At 61.7% G+C, this 21,814-nt stretch carries 20 protein-coding genes and 1 pseudogene; 19 read left to right on the top strand and 2 right to left on the bottom strand.

Annotated elements, in window-relative coordinates; translation table 11 throughout:
• The first annotated feature begins 1 nt into the window (after position 1).
• The 10 genes and pseudogenes from JN279_RS35110 to JN279_RS35065 all read left to right on the top strand — a co-directional run bounded on the left by JN279_RS35110 (position 2) and on the right by JN279_RS35065 (position 10,281).
• A complete protein-coding gene (locus JN279_RS35110; protein WP_010914020.1) occupies positions 2-310 on the top strand; it encodes a TrbC/VirB2 family protein in 309 nt (102 codons plus the stop codon).
• The gene (locus tag JN279_RS35105; RefSeq protein ID WP_006329217.1) at positions 310-582 is read left to right on the top strand and encodes a VirB3 family type IV secretion system protein; all 273 of its coding nucleotides are present in this window, start codon (positions 310-312) and stop codon (positions 580-582) included. Before JN279_RS35110 ends, JN279_RS35105 begins: the two co-directional genes overlap by 1 nt.
• A complete protein-coding gene (gene trbE / locus JN279_RS35100) occupies positions 576-3,026 on the top strand; it encodes a conjugal transfer protein TrbE (RefSeq protein WP_202351462.1) in 2,451 nt (816 codons plus the stop codon). The genes JN279_RS35105 and trbE overlap by 7 nt, the downstream gene beginning before the upstream one ends.
• Positions 3,023-3,748, top strand: coding sequence for a P-type conjugative transfer protein TrbJ (gene trbJ / locus JN279_RS35095; protein ID WP_202308581.1), 726 nt, complete (start codon positions 3,023-3,025; stop codon positions 3,746-3,748). Before trbE ends, trbJ begins: the two co-directional genes overlap by 4 nt.
• A 31-nt stretch (positions 3,749-3,779) precedes the next feature.
• Entirely contained in the window at positions 3,780-5,102 is a 1,323-nt protein-coding gene (gene trbL, locus JN279_RS35090; RefSeq protein ID WP_202351461.1) for a P-type conjugative transfer protein TrbL, read from the top strand.
• Positions 5,103-5,828 carry a conjugal transfer protein TrbF gene (gene trbF, locus JN279_RS35085; protein ID WP_010914023.1) on the top strand — a complete coding sequence of 242 codons (726 nt, stop codon included), beginning with the start codon at positions 5,103-5,105 and terminating at the stop codon, positions 5,826-5,828.
• Complete coding sequence (gene trbG, locus JN279_RS35080) at positions 5,825-6,853, top strand: P-type conjugative transfer protein TrbG (RefSeq protein WP_064987383.1); 1,029 nt, start codon at positions 5,825-5,827, stop codon at positions 6,851-6,853. The genes trbF and trbG overlap by 4 nt, the downstream gene beginning before the upstream one ends.
• 11 nt (positions 6,854-6,864) lie before the next feature.
• A complete protein-coding gene (locus tag JN279_RS35075; RefSeq protein WP_096453976.1) occupies positions 6,865-8,079 on the top strand; it encodes a TrbI/VirB10 family protein in 1,215 nt (404 codons plus the stop codon).
• Positions 8,080-8,091: 12 nt separating this feature from the next.
• A complete protein-coding gene (locus tag JN279_RS35070; RefSeq protein ID WP_010914026.1) occupies positions 8,092-8,361 on the top strand; it encodes a DUF2274 domain-containing protein in 270 nt (89 codons plus the stop codon).
• Between the two features lie 592 nt (positions 8,362-8,953).
• A pseudogene (locus tag JN279_RS35065) lies at positions 8,954-10,281 on the top strand (IS1380 family transposase).
• 222 nt (positions 10,282-10,503) lie between these two features.
• On the opposite strand, the gene hemN reads toward JN279_RS35065, so the two are convergent.
• Positions 10,504-11,853: an oxygen-independent coproporphyrinogen III oxidase gene (hemN, locus tag JN279_RS35060; RefSeq protein ID WP_096453978.1), complete on the bottom strand. Its 1,350-nt coding sequence runs from the start codon at positions 11,851-11,853 to the stop codon at positions 10,504-10,506.
• Positions 11,854-12,010: 157 nt separating this feature from the next.
• Between hemN and JN279_RS35055 the strand changes: the two genes are divergently transcribed.
• The gene (locus JN279_RS35055) at positions 12,011-12,766 is read left to right on the top strand and encodes a Crp/Fnr family transcriptional regulator (protein ID WP_010914028.1); all 756 of its coding nucleotides are present in this window, start codon (positions 12,011-12,013) and stop codon (positions 12,764-12,766) included.
• Between the two features lie 3 nt (positions 12,767-12,769).
• On the opposite strand, the gene JN279_RS35050 is transcribed toward JN279_RS35055, so the two are convergent.
• Positions 12,770-13,309 carry a hemerythrin domain-containing protein gene (locus JN279_RS35050; protein WP_010914029.1) on the bottom strand — a complete coding sequence of 180 codons (540 nt, stop codon included), beginning with the start codon at positions 13,307-13,309 and terminating at the stop codon, positions 12,770-12,772.
• Between the two features lie 129 nt (positions 13,310-13,438).
• Here JN279_RS35050 and ccoN point away from each other — a divergent pair, with 129 nt between their 5' ends.
• The 8 genes from ccoN (at position 13,439) to ccoS (ending at position 21,512) form a co-directional block, all read left to right on the top strand.
• Positions 13,439-15,049, top strand: a complete 1,611-nt coding sequence (ccoN, locus tag JN279_RS35045) for a cytochrome-c oxidase, cbb3-type subunit I (RefSeq protein WP_010914030.1) — start codon at positions 13,439-13,441, stop codon at positions 15,047-15,049.
• A gap of 11 nt (positions 15,050-15,060) precedes the next feature.
• Positions 15,061-15,792, top strand: a complete 732-nt coding sequence (gene ccoO / locus JN279_RS35040; RefSeq protein ID WP_010914031.1) for a cytochrome-c oxidase, cbb3-type subunit II — start codon at positions 15,061-15,063, stop codon at positions 15,790-15,792.
• A gap of 10 nt (positions 15,793-15,802) precedes the next feature.
• Positions 15,803-15,952, top strand: coding sequence for a cbb3-type cytochrome c oxidase subunit 3 (locus tag JN279_RS35035; RefSeq protein ID WP_096453980.1), 150 nt, complete (start codon positions 15,803-15,805; stop codon positions 15,950-15,952).
• Positions 15,953-15,954: 2 nt separating this feature from the next.
• Complete coding sequence (ccoP, locus tag JN279_RS35030; protein ID WP_010914033.1) at positions 15,955-16,818, top strand: cytochrome-c oxidase, cbb3-type subunit III; 864 nt, start codon at positions 15,955-15,957, stop codon at positions 16,816-16,818.
• 203 nt (positions 16,819-17,021) lie between these two features.
• Positions 17,022-18,587, top strand: a complete 1,566-nt coding sequence (gene ccoG / locus JN279_RS35025) for a cytochrome c oxidase accessory protein CcoG (RefSeq protein WP_446720383.1) — start codon at positions 17,022-17,024, stop codon at positions 18,585-18,587.
• On the top strand, positions 18,584-19,081 hold the full coding sequence (locus JN279_RS35020) for a FixH family protein (RefSeq protein ID WP_006329246.1): 498 nt from the start codon (positions 18,584-18,586) through the stop codon (positions 19,079-19,081). Before ccoG ends, JN279_RS35020 begins: the two co-directional genes overlap by 4 nt.
• Positions 19,078-21,366 (top strand): heavy metal translocating P-type ATPase, encoded by a 2,289-nt coding sequence (locus JN279_RS35015; RefSeq protein WP_202351459.1) that lies wholly within the window; start codon positions 19,078-19,080, stop codon positions 21,364-21,366. The genes JN279_RS35020 and JN279_RS35015 overlap by 4 nt, the downstream gene beginning before the upstream one ends.
• Positions 21,363-21,512: a cbb3-type cytochrome oxidase assembly protein CcoS gene (gene ccoS, locus JN279_RS35010; RefSeq protein ID WP_006329249.1), complete on the top strand. Its 150-nt coding sequence runs from the start codon at positions 21,363-21,365 to the stop codon at positions 21,510-21,512. The genes JN279_RS35015 and ccoS overlap by 4 nt, the downstream gene beginning before the upstream one ends.
• Positions 21,513-21,814: the final 302 nt, after the last annotated feature.

The following is a 21,814-nucleotide window of genomic DNA, read 5'->3' as shown; positions in this document are numbered from 1 at the left end:
TATGCGCAAGAAGCTCCGCTTTCTTTCGTTTGCCGCGCTCGCGTTTCTTCTCACAGTTCCGGCGCACGCTGCCGGCTCCGGCATGCCTTGGGAACAGCCGCTGCAGCAGATCCTGGAATCGGTGCAGGGACCGGTCGCCAAAATCGTCGCGGTGATCATCATCATCACCACCGGCTTGACCCTTGCCTTCGGCGATACTGCAGGCGGTTTCCGCCGGCTGATTCAGATCGTCTTCGGCCTGTCGATCGCCTTCGCCGCATCGAGCTTCTTCCTCTCGTTCTTCTCCTTCGGCGGCGGGGCGCTCGTCTAATGGCCGCCGGAGTGCAACATATCGAGGGCTTCGAGGTTCCCGTTCACCGGGCCTTGACTGAACCGATCCTGCTGGGCGGCGCGCCGCGGGCGGTGGCGATCCTCAACGGCACGGTGGCTGCGGCCATCGGACTAGGCTTGCAGCAATGGATTGCCGGGCTAGTGCTCTGGCTTGGCGGCCACACGCTCGCGGTCTTTGCCGCAAGGCGCGATCCCGACTTTGCCAGCGTGCTTGTCCGTCACCTTCGCCTGAGGGGATGGCTCGCATGCTGAACCTTTCGGAATATCGCGGCAAGGCCGACCGGCTTGCCGACCATCTGCCCTGGGCAGCACTGGTGGCGCCCGGCATCGTGCTCAACAAGGACGGCAGCGTTCAGCGGACTCTTCGGTTTCGCGGGCCCGATCTGGAAAGCTCGACCGAAGCCGAACTCATCGGCATCTGCGCCCGGGCCAACAATGCGCTTAGACGCTTTGGCTCCGGCTGGACATTGTTTTTCGAGGCCGAGCGCATCGAAGCGCTGGGCTATCCGTCCTCGCGTTTCCCGGACGCGGCGTCATGGCTGGTTGATGAAGAACGGCGTGCTGCCTTCGAAGGCAAGGTCGCGCATTTCGAGAGCCGCTATCACCTGACCTTGCTGTCCATGCCGCCACCGGACGCCCAGGCGCGGGCGGAAAGCGCGCTCGTCGACTCGCATCATTCAGAAGGCGAAAGAGACTGGCGCCAGGAGATGGCGCGGTTCCGTGACGAGACCGACCGTGTGCTGGATCTTCTGTCGGGCTTCATGCCCGAAGTGCGTCCGCTCGATGACGCCGAGACGCTGACATACCTGCACGACACGATCTCGACCCGCCGCCATCCGGTCGCCGTGCCGGAAATGCCAATGTATCTGGACGGCATCCTGGTCGATGTGCCGCTTACCGGCGGCTTGGAGCCGATGCTGGGTGAGCAACATCTTCGCACACTTACCATCCTCGGCTTTCCGAACCTCACCCGGCCCGGAATCCTCGATGCCCTCAATCATCAGGATTTCGCCTATCGCTGGATGACGCGCTTCATTCCGCTCGACAAGACCGAGGCCACCAAGACGCTGACCCGCTTGCGCCGGCAGTGGTTTGCCAAGCGCAAATCGATCGTCGCAATCCTGCGCGAGGTTGTAAGCAACGAACCCGTTCCGCTCGTCGACAGCGACGCCGACAATAAGGCGCTCGACGCCGATGAAGCACTTCAGGCGTTGGGCGGCGATCATGTCGGCTTCGGGTATCTCACTGCAACGGTGACGGTATGGGACGAGGATCGCCAAGCCGCCGCTGAGAAACTTCGCGCGGTCGAGCGCATCATCAATGGGCTCGGGTTCACCACCATCCGCGAAAGCGTCAATGCGGTCGAAGCCTGGCTCGGCTCGCTGCCGGGTCATGTCTATGCCAACGTTCGTCAGCCGCTCGTTCACACGCTGAACCTTGCCCATCTCATGCCGCTTTCCTCGGAGTGGGCCGGTCCTGCGGCGAACGAGCATCTGGCTGAAGTCACTGGACGAGAGGCCCCGCCGCTCCTCATCGCCGAAACCAGCGGGTCGACTCCGTTCCGGCTTTCTTCCCATGTCGAAGATGTCGGCCACATGCTCATCGTTGGACCGACCGGCGCCGGAAAATCGGTGCTGCTTGCCCTGATCGCCCTGCAGTTTCGTCGCTATGCCGGCGCGCAGGTCTATGTCTTCGACAAAGGCAATTCGGCGCGCGCGGCAACGCTCGCCATGGGTGGAGAGCATCATGTCTTGGGTTCGGACGGTGCGCTTGCCTTCCAGCCACTGCGCAATATCGGTGATCAGGGTAGGCGCAGCTGGGCAGCTGAATGGATCGCCGGCCTGATTGCCCATGAGAACGTCACCCTCACGCCGGAGGTGAAGGAGGCGATCTGGTCGGCGCTCAACAGCCTCGCCACCGCGCCGGCGCAGGAGCGCACGCTGACCGGTCTGTCGGTCCTGCTTCAGTCCAATGCACTGAAGTCCGCCTTAATGCCCTACACGCTCGACGGTCCCTTCGGCCGATTGCTCGATGCCGATGACGATCGGCTGGCCTTGTCGGATGTGCAGTGCTTCGAGACCGAGGAGCTGATGCATAGCCAAAGCGCTGTGCTGCCTGTGCTCACCTATCTCTTCCATCGCCTTGAGGAGCGGTTCGACGGGCGACCGACGCTGCTCATGCTCGATGAGGCCTGGGTCTATCTCGACAATCCGCTTTTTGCTGCCCGCATCCGCGAATGGCTGAAGGTGCTGCGAAAGAAGAACGTATCGGTGATCTTCGCCACGCAGTCGCTTGCCGACATCGCCGGCTCTGCAATAGCGCCGGCGATCATCGAGAGCTGCCCACAGCGCATTTTTCTCCCCAATGATCGTGCCGTGGAACCGCAGGCACGGACTGCCTATGAGCGCTTCGGTCTCAACAACCGGCAGATCGAACTGATCGCCCGGGCCACGCCGAAGCGGCACTACTATTTGCAGTCGCGCTGCGGCAACCGTCTCTTCGAGCTCGGGCTCGGCCCCATCGCGCTTGCACTTTGCGGCGCCTCGGGTCCAGCCGCGCAAAGCCTGATCGACAGGGTCCTGTCCGAGCACGGGCAGGACAGCTTTGTCTTTCGCTTCCTCGGCGCCCGCGGCCTCGATTGGGCGGCCGAGCTTCTCCAGCAATTCCCTCAACCAACCAAGGAGCAATCGTCATGATGCGGCGCCGCTTTCTCTCGAGCCTGATCACCCTTTCGTTGATCGCCAAGCCGATGGCCGACTACGTGCAGCCGGCCTACGCGCTCATCGTGTTCGATCCGTCGAACTACGCTCAGAACGTGCTCACGGCGGCGCGCTCGCTGGAGCAGATCAACAACCAGATCCAGTCGCTCCAGAACCAGGCGACCGTGCTGCAGAACATGGCACGCAATCTTCAGAGTCTGGATTTTTCTTCCGTGGGTCAGCTTACCGGCTCGCTCCAACGGATCGACGGTCTGATGGACCAGGCAAGTGGCCTGAGCTTTGATCTCAACAAGCTTCAGGACCAGTGGCGTAATCAATATCCGGAAAGCTACGACGCCACGATCAAGGTCAGCGATGTAGCGAGCGCCGCACGTGACCGCTGGCAAAGCGCAATGCAGGCATTCCGTCAGACCATGGGTGTTCAGTCGCAGATCGTCGAGAATGTTCGCGGTGATGGCGACCTGCTTGCCGATCTCGTCAACCGCAGCCAAGGCGCGGCCGGTGCGCTTCAGGCAAGTCAGGCCACTAACCAGCTCCTTGCGCTTTCGACCAAGCAGCAGATGCAGATCCAGACGCTGCTCGCAACGCAGTTCCGCGCTGAGGCCGAGGATGCGGCGCGCAAGGCGCAGTCCGAGGAGGCCGCGCGCGAGACGACAAAGCGCTTCCTCGGCACAGGCACGGCCTATCCCGGCAACTGATCACCAATCTCTTGACGACGAGGAAGGCGGCATGAACGACCTTGGGGTCATTGATCGCTTCATGGAGACCTTCATCCGCTACATCGATAGCGGGTTCGGTCTGCTCTCGGGCGATGTCGCCTTCCTTACCACGACCCTGATCGGCATCGACGTCACACTTGCCGGCCTCGCCTGGGCATTCGGCGGCGAACCCAACATTTTCGGCCGGCTCATCCGCAAAGTGCTCTATGTCGGCGTCTTTGCCTTCATCTTGAATAACTTCAAGAACCTCGCCGACATCATCTATCGGTCCTTCGCTGGCCTCGGCATCAATGCGTCCTCAGGCAATCTCTCCGCCGACAATCTCCTGCATCCGGGCCGCATTGCCGCAACCGGTTTCGAGGGCGCCTGGCCGCTTCTCGATCAGGCAAGCCAGCTTCTCGGCTTCCCAGAAATCTTCGGCAACGCGCTCACCATCTTCGTGCTGCTCGTGGCCTGGTTCCTGGTCATCATCGCCTTCTTCATCCTCTCCATCCAACTCTTCATCACCATCCTCGAATTCAAACTCACCACTCTGGCCGGATTCATTCTTGTGCCCTTCGCGCTTTGGAACCGGTCAGCGTTTCTCGCCGAGCGCGTGCTCGGCAATGTCATCTCGTCGGGCATCAAGGTGATGGTGTTGGCCGTCATCATCGGCATCGGCTCCACGCTCTTTGGCGAGTTCGCTTCCGCGCTGCAAGGCAAGGAGCCGGATCTGGCCGCCGCCATGTCACAGGTCCTGGGCGCCTTGGCGCTCCTTGGTCTCGGCATTTTCGGACCTGGGATAGCCTCCGGTCTTGTCTCGGGCGCGCCGCAGCTTGGCGCGGGCGCCGCACTTGGAACCACGGCAGCCGCAGCCGGTGCATCGCTCGTTGCCGCAGGCGCAGCATTTGCCGGCGCGCGCACGGCAACCGGCAGCGGTCTCACCGCACTCCGTGCCGGCACGACCATGGGGTCAGCGGCTTCTACGGCCTGGCAGATCGGGCGCGCAACATCGCCCGAGTCCGGCCTGTCCGGTGTAGCTGCTGGAATGCATGGTGTGACCAGCGCCGCCGCCGGCGCCGCAATGCGGGCGGCACGATCTGCCGCAGGAGGCTTCGGGCGCAGCGTTGATGCCGGGCGCGAAGCTGCCTGGACCGCGACCGGTGGTGCGCCGACCGCATCCATGACCGGAAGCCCTACTGGTCCGGTCGCTGATGCCGCGCCCGGCTGGGCCAGGCGCCTGCGTTCGGAACAGACAGCCCGTGCCCACCGTCACACCGCCATGCAGGCCGTCCGTGAAGGCGACAGGCCGGGAGGCAGCGCCAATCCCTCTCTCAACGACAAGGACGACTAAATGCTATTCAAGCGACCCATTCAACGTTACGGCAAGACGCCCGAGCCGGTCACGCCGTATCAGAAGGCCGCGCAGCTCTGGGACGAGCGCATAGGCTCATCTCGAGTGCAGGCCCGCAACTGGCGGTTCATGGCTCTTGGCTGTCTGACCTTGGCGGCCGGACTTTCCGGCGGACTCGTGTGGCAGTCGATGCAGAGCCGCGTCGTGCCTTACGTCGTCGAGGTCGACGGCTTCGGCGAGGCACGCGCCGTTGCGCCGGCAATCCGGGACTACGAGCCCTCCGATGCCCAGATCGCGTGGCATCTCGGCCGCTTCATTCAGAATGTCCGTTCCGTTTCCACCGATCCGGTGCTGGTGCGGCAGAACTGGCTTTCGGCCTATGACTTCGCCACCGACCGCGCGGCGCTCTTTCTCAACGAGTACGCCAAGGCGAACGATCCTTTCGGCCAGATCGGCACACGCAGCGTGTCGGTGCAAGTGACCAGCGTGGTCAGGGCTTCCGACAGCTCGTTCCAGGTCAAATGGGCCGAGCAGGTTTTTGAGCGCGGCAGCCTTGCCAGCACGACGCGCTGGACCGCGATCCTCACCATCGTGATCCGCCCGCCAAGTAATACTGACCAACTGCGCAACAACCCGCTCGGCGTCTTCATCAATGCGATCGACTGGTCGCGCGAGCTCGACAGTGCTGCGCCGACGTCCGTTTCCCCGAAAGGAGTCCACCAATGAAGAATAGAATGTCGTCGGTCCGTGCCGTGCTGATCCTGTCGGCCTCTACAGCAGTCCTCTCCGCCTGCGCGTCGAAGCCGGTACCGCCGCCTGAGATTTCCTATGATGCTGCCGATTTCAAACCAGCCGCAATCGAGAAGCCGCCGGAGAAGCCGGTCAAGATAGTCGAAGTGCCAAAGCCGCTGCCGTTGCCAGGTCAGCTACAGCCCGATCCGGGCAGGGTGGCCGATGACAAGCGCTCTCCTGAAGAACGGGTCTCCGATGCCAATAAAGCAGCGACGCAGCAACCCACCAGGTATGGGTACGTGAATGCGGTTCAGGTCTATCCATTCGCCGATGGCGCACTCTATCAGCTCTATGCCGCGCCGGAGCGCGTTACCGATATCGCACTCCAGCCGGGCGAGAAGCTAACAGCCGTGTCGGCCGGCGACACGGTGCGTTGGGTGATCGGCGATACCGTCAGCGGCACCGGTGACAATCAGCGCACCCATGTGCTGGTAAAACCCTTCGCGCCGGGACTTAACACAAATCTGGTGATCACCACGGAACGACGCACCTACCATTTGCAGCTTCAAAGCACCGAGAAGACCTCAATGGCGGCGATCTCCTGGACCTATAGCGAGGACCAGATCATCGCGCTACGCCAGCGCAACGCCCAAGCCGAGGCTGCCACGCCGGTGGCGTCGAATGTGGCGCTCGAGAATATCCGCTTTCGGTATTCAATCACCGGCGACACACCACCCTGGAGGCCGACGCGCGCTTTCGACGATGGCAGCAAGGTCTATATCGAATTCCCCCGTCGCATTGATCAGGGTGAAGCGCCTCCTCTCTTCATCGTCGGTGCCGATGGGGACAGCCAGCTCGTCAATTATCGCATGCGCGGCAACTACTACATCGTCGATCGCCTCTTTGGCGCTGCAGAACTGCGTCTAGGCAGCAAGCAGCAGCAGGTGGTGCGCATCACCAGGACTGACGGCCGGCAACCGCCGCGGCGGATTCCGCTCTTTGCGCGGCCCAGCAGGTGAGGGGAGCGCTCATGACCGATACTTCCCGATCCGATGCGCCGCCGAAACTCGATCCCGAGCAGCTGCAATTGCGAGCCTCGCCCCGCCGCGCTGTCCGATTCAGGCGCGGTGTGATCATCGCCATCGCTGCAGTCGGATCCGGTGCCATTCTGGGCGTCACGATGATGGCGCTTCAAGGACCGGCATGGCGTATCAAGCACCAGGCAGAGGACCGCTATAACACCGAGCGCAAGCCACCCGCCGAGGGACTAGAAGCGCTTCCCAAGGACTATTCCGGGATCATGCCGAAGGCCCCTGTGCTCGGACCGCCACTGCCCGGCGACCTCGGTCGCCCCATCCTTGAACGCCAACGTCAGCTCGGCATCGCGCCAGGGCAGGATATCTCCGCCGAGGAGCAGCGCCTTGCCCAGCAAGCAATTGAGGCGCGCGAGTCGCAAGTCTTGTTCCGGATCGACAATCGACCCAGACAGACAGATGTCGCCGGCGGCGGGCCGAGTGCGCAGCAGCCGTCTGAGGCGCTTCCGCAATCCGGAGCGACGCGCACGTCAGCTTCCGTTGCCCCAGCCGAGGGTGACCAGAACAACCAACAGCGCAAGCTCGATTTTGTCAGTCAGCGAAACACAAGCGGGATCTACAATCCGCATGCGCTGCAGACGCCGGCCTCGCCCTACCAACTGATGGCCGGCAGCGTGATCGCGGCCAGTCTCGTCACCGGCATAAATTCCGACTTGCCTGGCCTTGTCGTCGCGCAGGTCACCGAGAATGTGCACGACACAGTCACCGGCAGCATTGTGCTCATTCCGCAAGGCTCACGCCTCATCGGCACTTATGACAGCGTCGTGGCTTTTGGGCAGAGGCGCGCATTGCTGGTCTGGCAGCGAATAATCCTGCCCGACGGTTCCTCGATCGAAATCGACAATCTGCCAGCGACGGATACTGCCGGCTATGCTGGGCTTGAAGACAAGGTCGATTTTCACACCTGGCAGCTGATCAAGGGAGTTGCTCTAGCGACGCTACTGGGCGTTGGTACCGAGTTGAGCTTTGGGGAAAACGAAAGCGACCTAGTTAAGGCGATCCGGGAATCCACTCAGCAAAACATCAGTCAAGCCGGCCAGCGCATCACCGAAAAGAACCTGAATATTCAACCCACCATTATCGTCCGCCCCGGTTGGCCCCTACGCGTGATTGTACACAAGGATCTTGTGCTGCGCCCATACCCGACTTGAACAGGAGTAATCATGGCAGATCTGAAACTTGGAAAGCTTCCGGACCGGACACCTTCGAAGATGACCATCACCGTTAGCGCGGACCTGAACCAAGCACTCAAGGACTATGCGGCGCTTTACCGCCAGACCTATGGCGAGTCTGAAACGGTAGCGGAACTCATACCTTTCATGCTGGCAGGGTTTCTGGAAGGTGACAGAGCGTTTGCCAAGGCCAGAAAGGAAAGCTTGCCCGCCGGCATGTCAGAGAAATCGCGACGCGTGTCAGGTTCAGATTCCGAGTAATCGAAGCATAAAGTTGGTCAATTGGCGCAGCCGCCCGGGTGCCTAATTTCCCGGCGGTCGCGGCCTACCGATCCGTCATGTAAGGCCTATGCGCGAACTTCGAGCAGCTGGAGGTCAAGTAAGTGCCTGGGCGGCCCGGAAACCGCGAACAGGCGCAGGGCGTGCTAGCCGCACTGATGCATGGTTTCAGACCCGTGGGAACGCCGTGCGCTTGTTACTCAGAATGAGCTCATCTCAAAGGGGCATTCAAGAGCCGCGGCGCTGAGTAGCGGAAGCCGCAATGGGGTGCGTCGCTGACATTCAGTGAAAGACTGGGCCGAACAATCCAACCTGCTTGGGCGGATACGAAGTGAAGCCCTGCCTGCAGGGTTCCGGCGGGTCCCAGCCCTCTGCCATGCGACCCCCTTTGGGAAATACCCGCGTCGTCACAGCATCGTAAAGTGGCGTCATATGCACTATCGAATTGTTAGCCCGTCTTATGCACGACGACCCGTCTGAGAGATTGGCGGATGTAGCCTAAGCGATTGAATTTGGCGTAGGATTCGGTTGTCTAAGCCAGTCCTGCCACCACGTCTCGCGAGCCACACCCGCCATGACCGACGATACGTTGCTGCCGCTCTCATTTCCAGCCGTTGGGCGCAAGAAGATCACAGCTGCGTTTGACGGCGGACGCATCACCTCGGATGGTGGCGTCATGCTTTTGGCCGCGGCCGAGCGACGCCTGCAACTGGCCGACAGGCTGGCGGCTGCGATCCACGATCCGCGCGACCCACAGCGGGTGACGCACGCCATGGCCGACATTCTGCGCGCCCGCATCTTTGCGATCGCATGCGGCTACGAGGATGCCAACGATCTCGATCGGCTGCGCACCGACCCGGCCTTCAAGCTCGCCTGCGGGCGGCTGCCCGACAGCGGGATTGATCTGTGCTCGCAGCCGACCTGCTCGCGCCTGGAGAACCTGCCAGACCTGCGCACCGTCATCCGGCTCGGCTGGGTGCTGGTCGATCTGTGGCTGTCGAGCTATGCCGCGCCGCCCAAAAGCGTGACGCTCGACATCGACGACACTGTGGATGTCGTTCACGGCCATCAGCAGCTCTCGCTCTTCAACGCCCATTACGACGAGCGCTGCTTCCTGCCGATCCACATCTATGACGCCGCGACCGGACGTCCGGTCGCCATGATCCTGCGTCCTGGCAAGACCCCGACGGGCAAGGAGATCCGCAGCCATCTGCGCCGGCTTGTCAGGGGCCGGCCACCCGCATCCTGGTCCGCGGCGACGGCCACTATGGCCGGGCGGAGGTCATGGCCTGGTGCGAGAACAATGCGCTCGACTACCTCTTCGGATTGCCCGGCAACAAGGTTCTCCAGCGTCTCGTTGATGAAGCCGCCGACGATATCCGCACCCGCCGCGCGCTCGAGCAAAAGCCGGTGCTGCGCGGCTATGCCGAGACCCGATACAAGGCGAAATCCTGGAAGACGCAGCGTCGCGTCTGCGCCCGCATCGAGGCAACCACCCGCGGCCTCGACATCCGCTTCGTCGTCACCAATCTCGACAAAGCCTCCGCCGAGCATGTCTACGACGTGATCTACTGCGCCCGCGGCCAGGCCGAAAACCTGATCAAGATGCACAAGAGCCAGCTTGCCTCCGACCGTACCAGCTGCCGCTCACCGATTGCCAACCAGGTGCGCCTCGTCCTGCACACCGCCGCATACTGGCTGATGCTCACCCTGCGCGAGGCGGTGCCCACAACCGATCATCTCAGCAGCGCCGAGTTCGCCACGCTGCGGCTCAGGCTCCTCAAGCTCGGCGCCCGCGTCATCGAAACCGTCTCGCGCATCCGCCTGGCCTTCGCCGCCGCCTGTCCCGAGGCCAGCCTGTTCCGACAAATCGCTCTCACGCTGCAGCCCGCAGGACCATGAGCGCCGGGGCATCAAAGCCCCGCCGAACCGACACCTTGACCCTCCAGCGCGTTCCAAAGTCCAGTCTCAGCTGCGGTGAAAAAGACGCCTTACACCTGCATGACCGAACGCTCAACGGCGCTCGAACCACAAGGCTCATGAATAGGACGGGTTAGCTGCTGGTTTCGGCGATTTTGAGGAGGTTCGCGATCGACTGAAGACGGTGACGTTCGTCTGTGGCACTCAGACTGCCACTGAGTGCCTGGCCGTTCCACTTTCGAAATATTTGTCGAACTTCGCTGCAATGCTCCTTACAAAGGGACGACTTTCCGCCGATACGACGTAACTGTCACCTTGGAGTTCAAGCGGTCGAGCAGGGTCGCCAATGGCGATGGAGCTTGCTTGGAAAAGAAGCTTTTGTCCGGCTTCCCCGAAGCGTTCCACCAGATCGGCTGCTGAAAAGCCGAAATCGCACATCAAGCGCTCGATGATCCAGCCGCGAACACGGTCATCTTCGGAAAACGCGATGCCGCGGACCGTGGCCAGATGTCCCCCCTCGACCATGCGTCCATATTCGGCTGTCGACGGCATGTTCTGCGAATAGCCCTGTCGAAACCGGCTGATCGATGACGGCCCGAGCCCGATCAGTGTTTCGCAGCGATCCTCGGTGTAGCCCTGGAAATTGCGGCGGATTGTTCCCGCGCGAGCCGAGACTGCAAGCGCATCATCCGGCCTGGCGAAATGGTCTATTCCAATCGCCTCGTATCCGGCGCCCATGATCAGACGGGCGGCAATTTGCCACTGAGCGAACCGTTCGGCCGGACCCGGCAACCATGCCTCGTCGATCATAGTCTGATGCTTCTTGAACCAGGGCACATGCGCGTAGCCGAACAGCGCCATCCGGTCCGGCTCCAGAGTCAGCGCCTGCGCCACGGTGGAACAGACGCTCTCCCTGGTCTGATGCGGCAGGCCGTAAAGCAAATCGAGGTTCACGGACCCTACGCCGCGAGAGCGAATGCCGTCTACAACCGCCTTGGTCTGCAAAAAGCTCTGTTCGCGATTGATCGCCTTCTGCACCTTCGGATCGAAATCCTGAACGCCGAGGCTCGCCCGCGCCATGCCGATCTCGGCAAGTGTATCAAGGCGGGCTTCGTCCATGTCGTTGGGTTCGATTTCGACGCTGATCTTCGCATCGGCAAGAAAATCGAAGCTATCCCGCAGGACAGTTCCCAAGGCTATCATATCCTCGGGCTTCAGCATGGTCGGCGAGCCGCCGCCGAAATGCACGGCGCGGACATGGGCCTTGCCGCCGACAAGACCGGCGACAGTCGCGATCTCCGCGTGAAGCGAGCGGAGATACGAAGCCACCGGCTCGTAGCGGCGGGTCTGCTTTGTATGGCACGCACAGAACCAGCACAGCCGGTCGCAATAAGGGATGTGCAGGTAGAGCGAGACCTCGTCACCGCTTTCGAGCGCCTTCAACCAGCTTCGATAGACATCAGCGTCGACGCCAGGATGGAAATGCGGCGCGGTCGGGTAACTGGTATAACGCGGGACGTTCTCGCCAAGCCTGGCAGCTAATTCCGGTCTCATTTGGTGGTCCGCCGTTTTTGCCTCGCCGGAAGTCTGGACGCGTCGAAGAGCCAATGCCCTGATTTCGGTCAGCCTCCAGCACGGACAAACTGCCGCAAGGATTTCTCTGCCATCGCTTGCTATCCTGTCGAAACTTGGGATCGGTAGCGCGAGCGTAATGACAGTACGGCAAGACATTCACAGTTCCGGCATTCCCGTTCTTTGCCTGTCTTGCGCAGCACGACTTCGCGGCGTCTGCGCTGCGCTCGATCCAAACCATTTGGTTGGGCTCGCCAAAACTTCGTCGCGGCACAAGCTCGAGCCGGGGGTCGAACTGATCGCCGACGCCGAGGCCGTCGACAGCTATTCAAACTTGCTTTCAGGCGTTGTGAAGCTGACGAAGTGCCTTTCGGACGGCCGCCAGCAGATTGTCGGTCTTCGGTTCGCACCGGATTTTCTGGGACGGCCCTTCAAGGTGAAAAGCACGATCAATGTGGAAGCGGCAACCTCCGTCTCGCTGTGCTCGTTTCCGAAGGCGGCCGTTGAACGGATAATGAAGGAATCACCGGGACTCGAGCATCGCCTGCTCAAGCAGACGCTGGACGAACTCGACGAGGCACTTGAATGGATGGTGACTCTCGGGCGCAAGACCGCACCGGAGAAGGTGGCGAGCTTTCTCCTCATGATCGCCCGGAATATGGATTCCAGTATCGACCCGGCGGCTGGGTCGGCATGCTTCGATCTGCCGCTGACACGTGCCGACATCTCTGATTTCCTTGGACTGACGAACGAGACCGTGAGCCGCCAGCTTACGCGATTGCGGGCTGACGGCGTGATCCGGATCGAGAACAAACGCCATGTAACGGTCGACAGCATGAGCCGGCTGGAGCAGCGCTGCGGCGGCCGAGGCGCGCGGCAACCGGCCTTTGAATGAGACCTAAGCGTCGGGGCCTTCGTCGCTTATTACGATCCGCGGCAGGACATGCTCGCGTTCGAAAGCGATGTGTCGCCGCAAGCCTTCGAAGAAGCCGCGTAGCATGAATCCGACAGCTTCCGCGCTCTCTATCGGATCACCATGACCGATCGCTAGGAGCGTTTCGGCCACCTCGCCAGCGAAGCATTGATCCTCAAGGTGCTCGATGCGCAACCGGCTGGTAGAGGCAAGTTTGGCCTCGGCCGGGGTCAAGTGCGCCTCATACGCAGGGAAAATCACCCTCTCCTCAAACCCATGAATGTCACGGAGCAGCGGAACGATCTTCTTGGCCGTTCCAAGACATTTGAGGCGGTCGACGTTCGGCAGTGCATCGGCAATGCTTTCCAGCGAGAAGCAGAGCTCCAGCTTTTCCCGATGGGCAAGCTTCATGACCTCGCCCGGAATCGCCTCTGTGCCGGCCTGGCGCGAGAAAGCCGCACTTGTCCATGAGCGGGTTGGCCCGTGCTGCGTTTCCTTGTTCAAATCGCCACCTTCTGATTGCACCGAACTCGATGCTGCCCGAAGCAAAATCGTGCGGCTCTGACATGGATCAGGGCGAGCAGGCGGCAACTACGGAATTAATGCACCGCGGATTTGGCGTCCGCGCATTGGAATCCTGGTCGGGGACATGTCATGAAATTCGGCACGGAGATCGTCGTTCTAAGCCTGTTTGCTTTTGCGGCCCTGGTGGCTGCCGGCTTCGGCGTAGAAGGACCTTTTCGCCAGCATATGGGGGTTTTGTTCGTCGCCGTGGCTGGCTTTACCGCGATCCTGCTGCGCAACACAGATTTCAAGCCGGCGGCTCCGGTCGACACCTCCGCTTACATGGATGGCCCAATCCGCTACGGAGCCATTGCAACGGTATTCTGGGGCGTCGTCGGCATGCTCGTCGGTGTGATCATTGCCCTGCAGCTGGCATACCCTCACCTCAACATCCAACCCTGGTTCAATTTCGGCCGGCTGCGGCCGCTGCACACATCCGGCGTCGTCTTTGCTTTCGGCGGCAACGCTTTGCTTTGCACGTCTCTCTATGTCGTGCAGCGCACGTGCCGCGCCCGGCTGTTTGGCGGCAAACTGGCCTGGTTTGTCTTCTGGGGTTACCAGCTGTTCATCGTCATGGCCGCGACCGGCTACCTGCTCGGCATCACCGAGAGCCGCGAATACGCGGAACCCGAATGGTATGTGGACATCTGGCTTACCATCGTCTGGGTCGCCTATCTCATCCTGTTCCTCGGCACGATCCTGAAGCGCAAGGAGCCGCATATCTACGTCGCCAACTGGTTCTACCTGTCCTTCATCGTGACCATCGCGATGTTGCATGTGATCAACAACCTGTCGATGCCGGCCTCCTTCCTCGGCTCGAAGAGCTACTCCGCCTTCTCCGGCGTCCAGGACGCCTTGACGCAATGGTGGTATGGCCACAACGCCGTCGGTTTCTTCCTCACCGCCGGGTTCCTCGGCATGATGTATTATTTCGTGCCCAAGCAGGCGAACCGGCCGGTCTATTCCTACCGCCTGTCGATCGTCCACTTCTGGGCGATCATCTTTCTCTACATCTGGGCCGGCCCGCACCACCTGCATTACACCGCCTTACCCGACTGGGCGCAGACGCTCGGCATGGCGTTCTCGATCATGCTGTGGATGCCGTCATGGGGCGGTATGATCAATGGCCTGATGACGCTGTCTGGCGCCTGGGACAAGCTGCGCACCGATCCGATCATCCGCATGATGGTGATGGCAGTCGCCTTCTACGGCATGTCGACCTTCGAAGGTCCGATTATGTCGATCAAGACGGTCAATTCGCTGTCGCACTACACGGACTGGACCATCGGCCATGTCCATTCCGGCGCGCTCGGCTGGGTTGGCATGATCTCGTTCGGCGCAATCTACTACATGGTGCCGAAACTGTGGAATCGTGAACGTCTCTATTCGCTGCGGCTCGTCACCTGGCACTTCTGGCTGGCGACGCTCGGAATCGTCGTCTACGCCGCGGTGATGTGGGTTTCCGGCATCATGCAGGGCCTGATGTGGCGCGAATACAACGAGCAGGGTTTCCTCGTCTACTCCTTCGCCGAAACCGTCGCCGCCATGCATCCCTTCTACGTCATGCGCGCCATCGGCGGTGCGATGTACCTCACCGGCGCCCTGCTCATGGCCTGGAACGTGACCATGACCATTCTTGGCCACGAGCGCGAAGAGCAACCAATGCCAGGTTCCGAGCCCGCCCTCCGGCCTGCCGAATAGGGAGCCAGACAATGGGCTTGATGGACAAACACGCGATCATCGAGAAGAACGCCACGCTTCTTCTCGTTGGCTCTCTTCTTGTGGTGACCGTCGGCGGCATCGTCGAGATTGCGCCGCTCTTCTATCTCGACAACACGATCGAGAAAGTCGAAGGCATGCGGCCCTACTCGCCACTGGAACTCGCCGGACGCAACATCTATGTGCGCGAGGGCTGCTACCTCTGCCACAGCCAGATGATCAGGCCTTTCCGGGACGAGGTCGAGCGCTACGGCCACTACAGCCTGGCCGCCGAGTCGATGTACGATCATCCCTTCCAATGGGGATCGAAGCGCACCGGGCCCGATCTCGCCCGGGTCGGTGACCGCTATTCGAACGCATGGCACGTCGCACATCTTTCCGATCCACGTTCCGTGGTGCCGGAATCGATCATGCCGAGCTATGCGTTCCTGAAGGACGCTCCGATCGAGGTGAAGGACTTCTCGACGCATCTGGTTGCGAACGCGCGTGTTGGCGTCCCGTACTCCGATGACATGATCGCGCACGCCAATGCCGATCTGATGGCCCAGGCCGACCCGAATGCCGATGCCTCCGGCGTCGAGAAACGCTATCCGAAAGCCAAACTCGGTGATCTGGACGGCAATCCGCAGCAGGTGACCGAGATGGATGCCCTCGTCGCCTATCTGCAAATGCTGGGAACACTGGTCGATTTCAAGACCTATGACGATGCAGCCGGCTACCGCTGAGGGGGACGCAATGAGCTATAATTTGATGCGGGAATTCGCGGACAGCTGGGGTCTGCTTGCCATGGCGCTCTTCTACGTCGGCTGCATTGCCTTTTCCTTGCGTCCCGGCGGCAAAACACAGGCCGATCAAGCCGCCCAGATTCCACTCAAGGACGACTGATCATGAGCAGCGAGCATATCGATGAAGTCTCGGGCATCTCAACGACCGGTCATGAATGGGACGGGATAAGGGAACTCAACAACCCATTGCCCCGATGGTGGGTGATAACCTTCTACATCACCGTCGCTTGGGCGGTGGCTTATACAATTGCGTATCCGGCTTGGCCGATGCTGTCTTCCGCGACCAAGGGTGTGCTTGGCTATTCTAGCCGCAACGCTGTCAAGATTGAGCTGGCGGCTGCCGAAGCCGCCAAGGGCAAATATGTCGCGGCCATCCAGCAGAAGACCGTATCCGAGATCGCAGCCGACGACGCGCTGCGTGAATTCGCGGTAGCGGCCGGCGGAGCTACCTTCAAGGTCAATTGCGTGCAATGCCACGGCTCGGGCGCCCAAGGGTCGAAGGGCTTTCCAAACCTGAACGACGATGACTGGCTGTGGGGCGGCACGACCGAGCAGATCCAGCAAACGATCGCGCACGGCATCCGTTTCGCATCCGACCCGGATACTCGGCAGTCGGAAATGCCCCCCTTCGGTGACATCATCACGCCCGAACAGATCGCACAGGTCGGCGCCTATGTCGCCAGCCTCTCGGGCAAGGTCCAGGATGCAAGTCTTATCGAGCCCGGCGCCAAGGTATTCGGGGAAAACTGCGTCGCCTGTCATGGCGATAATGCGAAAGGCAACAAAGAGCTCGGCGCGCCCAATCTGACCGATGCGATCTGGCTCTACGCACCCGGCGAGACAGCCATCGCCGTCCAAGTCCGCGCGCCGAAGCACGGTGTCATGCCGGCCTGGATCGGGCGTCTCGGCGAGACCAAGGTTAAGGAACTTGCGGTTTATGTCCATTCGCTTGGCGGCGGAGAATAGGAACGGAAGCCTATTCTCGGCCCTCCCCGCCAAGCGACGGGGCCCGGCACGAGTCGGGCCCCGACACCATTCCGGCATGCGGCGATTGACCTGCAGCAAGGCGGCGCGGCCCACACGGCGAAGCGGGCTCACTGCAGACCGGACGTCTGTCGAAGCAGACAAGTCCGTCGCACAACGATGTCATAGGCCGCGCGCGAGTGGAGATGCACGTGCTGGATAAAACGCAGATGGAGCGGCTCGAGGCAAAAGCGGTCAACTCCGCCAAGACACGACAGCCGCTCTATGCTCCGCGCAAGAAAATCTTCCCTAAACGCGCCTCGGGCAGCTTTCGCCGCTTCAAATGGCTGGTGATGGCGATCACGCTGGGCATCTATTATCTGATGCCCTGGTTGCGCTGGGATCGAGGTCCGTTTGCTCCTGATCAGGCCGTGCTGATCGATCTTGCCAACCGCCGTTTCTACGTCTTCTTCATCGAGATATGGCCGCAGGAATTCTACTATGTCGCCGGCCTTCTGATGATGGCCGGCATCGGCCTCTTCCTGATCACGTCCACCGTCGGCCGCGCCTGGTGTGGCTATACCTGCCCGCAGACGGTATGGGTCGATCTTTTCCTAGTTGTGGAGCGGGCGATCGAAGGCGATCGCAACGCTCGCATGAAGCTCGACGCCGGCCGCTGGACCGCGCGCAAACTGGTGCTGCGTGTGTCGAAACACGCCATCTGGCTGGTCATAGCGGCAGCTACCGGCGGCGCCTGGATCCTCTATTTCGCCAATGCGCCGACGCTGATCGGCGACGTATTCAACGGCACCGCCGCTTCGGTCGCCTACGTCACCATCGCGGTGCTAACGGCGACCACCTACACGTTCGGCGGGCTGATGCGCGAGCAAGTCTGCACCTACATGTGCCCGTGGCCGCGCATCCAGGCTGCCATGCTCGACGAGAATTCGCTCACTGTGACCTACAATGACTGGCGTGGCGAACCTCGTTCGCGGCACGCCAAGAAGGTCCAGGCTGCGGGGCAGCCGGTCGGTGACTGCGTCGACTGCAATGCCTGTGTCGCAGTCTGCCCGATGGGGATCGACATTCGCGACGGCCAACAACTCGAATGCATCACTTGCGCGCTGTGCCTTGATGCCTGCGACGGCGTCATGAACAAGCTCGGCAAGGAGCGCGGGCTGATCTCCTATGCGACGCTGTCCGACTACAACGCCAACATGGCGGTGGCGACCGCAAGCGGCTCCGGTCCCGTGAACCCTTCACTCGTCAGAACGGCCGACAGCACATTCTCCGCCAGGTTGGCGCATTTCCATATTCGCAAGATCTTCCGGCTGAGGACCTTCTTCTACATGGGCGCGTGGACGGCGGTCGGGCTTGCCTTGATCTATTCGCTGCTGACGCGCGACCGACTCGAGATCAACGTCCTGCACGACCGCAATCCGCAATTCGTGACCCTGTCAGACGGCTCGATCCGCAACGGTTACACCGTCAAGCTGCTTAACATGATCCCCGAGCCAAGGACGATCGTCGTCACGATGCAGGGCTTGCAGGGAGCCGAAATGAGCGTCGTCGGCAGTGATCTGCCGGCAGCTCGCTTGTTCGCCATCGCGGTCGAACCCGACCGGCTGAACATGCTGAAGGTTTTCGTGCGCCAGCCAGCGGGTGAGGTTCGGCACGCTGCACAAACCTTCAAGTTCCGCGTCGAGGACAGAGCGAGCTTCGAATCGGACGAATACACCGCCACCTTCAACGCACCGGAGATCGCCAGATGAGCACCAATACGCAAAAGACGCGTGAGTTCACCGGCAGGCACATGCTGCTCACCATTCTCGGCTTTTTCGGCGTGATCATCGCGGTCAATCTCACGATGGCGACACTCGCCAGCACGAGCTGGACCGGCCTTGTCGTCGAGAACACCTATGTGGCCAGCCAGCAATTCAACCGAAAGGCCGAGGAAGGGCGCGCGCAGGCGGCACTCGGCTGGACCGGCAAACTGACGATCGCTCGGGGTGAGGTCCGCTACAGCTTGAGCGATACCACCGGCAAGCCGGTCCCGTTGCATGGCGTCAAGATACTGTTTCGTCATCCCGCCTACGAGGCTGGGGACAAGGCCGTCACTCTCGCCCTCGTCTCGGACCAGGAATTTGCCGCGCAGCACTTGCCAAGGGATGGCGTCTGGATCGTCGAAGTCGACGCCGATGCCGGTCTGACAGAGCCCTATCGCGACGTTCGCCGGATCATGATTTCGCAAGGAGCCCTGCAATGAGCTGTTGTGCACCCAGCGCGGAACTGGCGCTGGATCTGACCAGTACCACATCGGTCCTGCCGTCTAGCCAGGAGATCAGGTTGGCGAGCCGATCGCTTGGCGACAATCTTTGGCAGACCGACCTTTCAGTGCCGACGGTTCACTGCGCGGCGTGCATCCAGGCCATCGAGACGGCTCTCGGAAGGCTCGATCGCGTCGAAGGCGCTCGTGTCAACCTGTCGACGAAACGGGTCGCGATCCGGTGGCGTGGGGACTCTGTGCCTCCGTTTGTCGCCGCGCTGGGACGGCTGGGCTTTCAGGCGCACCTGTTCGAAGCCGACCCTGATAAGAAGGACAAGACGCTTGCCGAGCTGATCCGCGCGGTCGCGGTCGCCGGGTTCGCCGCCGGCAACATCATGCTTCTTTCGGTCTCGGTCTGGTCCGGCGCCGAAGGTGCTACCCGCGACCTGTTTCACTGGGTCTCTGCATTGATCGCCATCCCGGCGCTCACCTTTGCCGGCGGCATCTTCTTCCGCTCGGCCTGGAATGCACTGCGCCACGGCCGCATGAACATGGACGTGCCGATCGCGGTTGGGGTGTCGCTCGCTTATGCCATGAGCCTCTACGAGACGATCAATCATGGCGATCACGCCTATTTCGACGCGTCCGTATCCCTGCTGTTTTTCCTGTTGATCGGCCGCACCCTGGATCACGTCATGCGCGAACGGGCACGGACCGCCGTGAAAGGCCTGTCCCAGTTGGCCGCACGTGGCGCCATGGTGCTGCGCGGCGATGGCGCGCGCGACTACCTGCCGGTTGGCGAGATCGAACCGGGCATGCAACTGCTGGTCGCCGCCGGCGAAAGGGTGCCTGTCGACAGCAGGGTCATTCGCGGCGCGTCGGATCTCGACTGCTCGCTGGTTTCCGGCGAGAGCACACCGAAAACCGTGGCGTCCGGGGAACAGGTTCAGGCCGGCACGCTCAATCTTACCGGCCCGCTGACCATCGAAGCGACCGCTGCCGCAAAGGACTCCTTCCTGGCGGAAATGGTTCGGCTGATGGAAGCCGCCGAAGGTGGTCGTGCGCACTATCGGCGGATCGCCGACCGTGTCTCGGCGCTCTACGCGCCGGTGGTCCATCTCACCGCCTTCGTGACGTTCCTTGGCTGGATGGCGGTAACCGGCGACTGGCACCGGGCAGTGACGATCGCGATCGCCGTTCTCATCATCACATGCCCGTGCGCGCTCGGTCTGGCCGTGCCGATCGTGCAAGTGGTCGCGGCGCGCCGCTTGTTCGAAGCCGGCATGATGGTCAAGGACGGATCGGCCATGGAGCGCCTGGCCGCGATAGACGTGGCGGTATTCGACAAGACGGGCACGCTAACGCTCGGTCAGCCCAGGCTGGTCAACGCGTCGACCATCGATCCGGCGATGCTGGCGATCGCAGCCGACATGGCGGCGCACTCCCGTCACCCGTTCTCGAAGGCCATCGCCGCATTCGCGGGTTTTGCCGGCCAGCCGAAGCTGGAAGCCGTCAGCGAGCACCCGGGTCTCGGCATCGAAGCGACGACCGCGGACAGCACCTGGCGTCTTGGCCGGCGCGGCTGGGCCGGATGGAAAGCCCGGACCGGTGGCGAAGGCAAGTATGGCGGCTATGGCGGGACGGTGCTCTCGAAGAATGGGAGGATCGTCGCCTCCTTCACGTTCGAGGACGCTACGCGCGCCGACGCCAAGGCGGCGGTCGGGCAATTGAAGAATGCCGGCGTGTCGGTCGAAATGCTGTCCGGGGATATAGCCCATGCCTGCGGCGAGGTTGCCGGGACGTTGGATATCGAGAGTTTCGTTCCGGCGCTGCTTCCCTCCGGCAAGGTTGAGCGGATCGAGGTGCTGGCCAGGGCGGGCCACAAGGTTCTGATGGTGGGCGACGGGCTCAACGACACGCCGGCCCTCGCTGCCGCGCATGTCTCGATCGCGCCGGCAACCGCCGCCGATATTGGCCGCAACGCGGCCGATTTCGTGTTCCTGCGCGAAAGCCTGCTGGCGGTGCCCCTGGCGCTGGATGTCTCGCGGCAAGCGGGAAGGCTGATCCGGCAGAATATCGCCATTGCGATCGTCTACAACGCTGTCGCCGTGCCGATTGCCATTCTCGGGCACGTCACGCCGTTGATCGCGGCGATCGCGATGTCGGCCTCATCGCTGCTGGTCATCGGAAACGCGCTGCGCCTGCAGGGCTTTAGGCTCGCCGAGCTGACGAGGGCTTCTTCGGCATCGCATTCCGGCATTCACCCATCAGCGCGGTCATCATGACGATACTCGTCTACCTCATGCCAGTCGCCCTATTTCTTGGCGCACTGGGGCTGACTGGCTTTCTGTGGGCGTTGAAGAGTGGCCAATATGAGGATCTTGACGGAGCCGCTGAGCGCATCCTCCGGGACGACAAGCCGGAACGCTGAGCCAGACCGCTGTTCCTGACGCTGTGCTGACGCCTCCCGTCAGCCGACTCGGAATAACGATTGAAGCTCCACAACCAGTTAAGTCGCTTGACGTAGATTTGTGAAAAGCCCCTGTCCCTCGAAGGACTGCGTCGCCGGTTCCGCCCCAACATAGACGCGGCCATTGTCATAACGTACGCAAAGCTGATGTTCATGTTCACGATAGGTGCGGACACGGGGTTGCAGTTACACTTGTTTGGGTTCAACTGCAGGTTTCGTGCACCCAATTTCGTCCAGATAATCGGCCCACCACTGCATCATAC

The organism is Mesorhizobium sp. 113-1-2, assembly GCF_016756475.1.
In the GTDB taxonomy this organism is placed as follows: domain Bacteria; phylum Pseudomonadota; class Alphaproteobacteria; order Rhizobiales; family Rhizobiaceae; genus Mesorhizobium; species Mesorhizobium loti_C.
The sequence above is the reverse complement of the archived record's forward strand: the minus strand, read 5'-3'. Positions and strand labels throughout refer to the sequence as shown.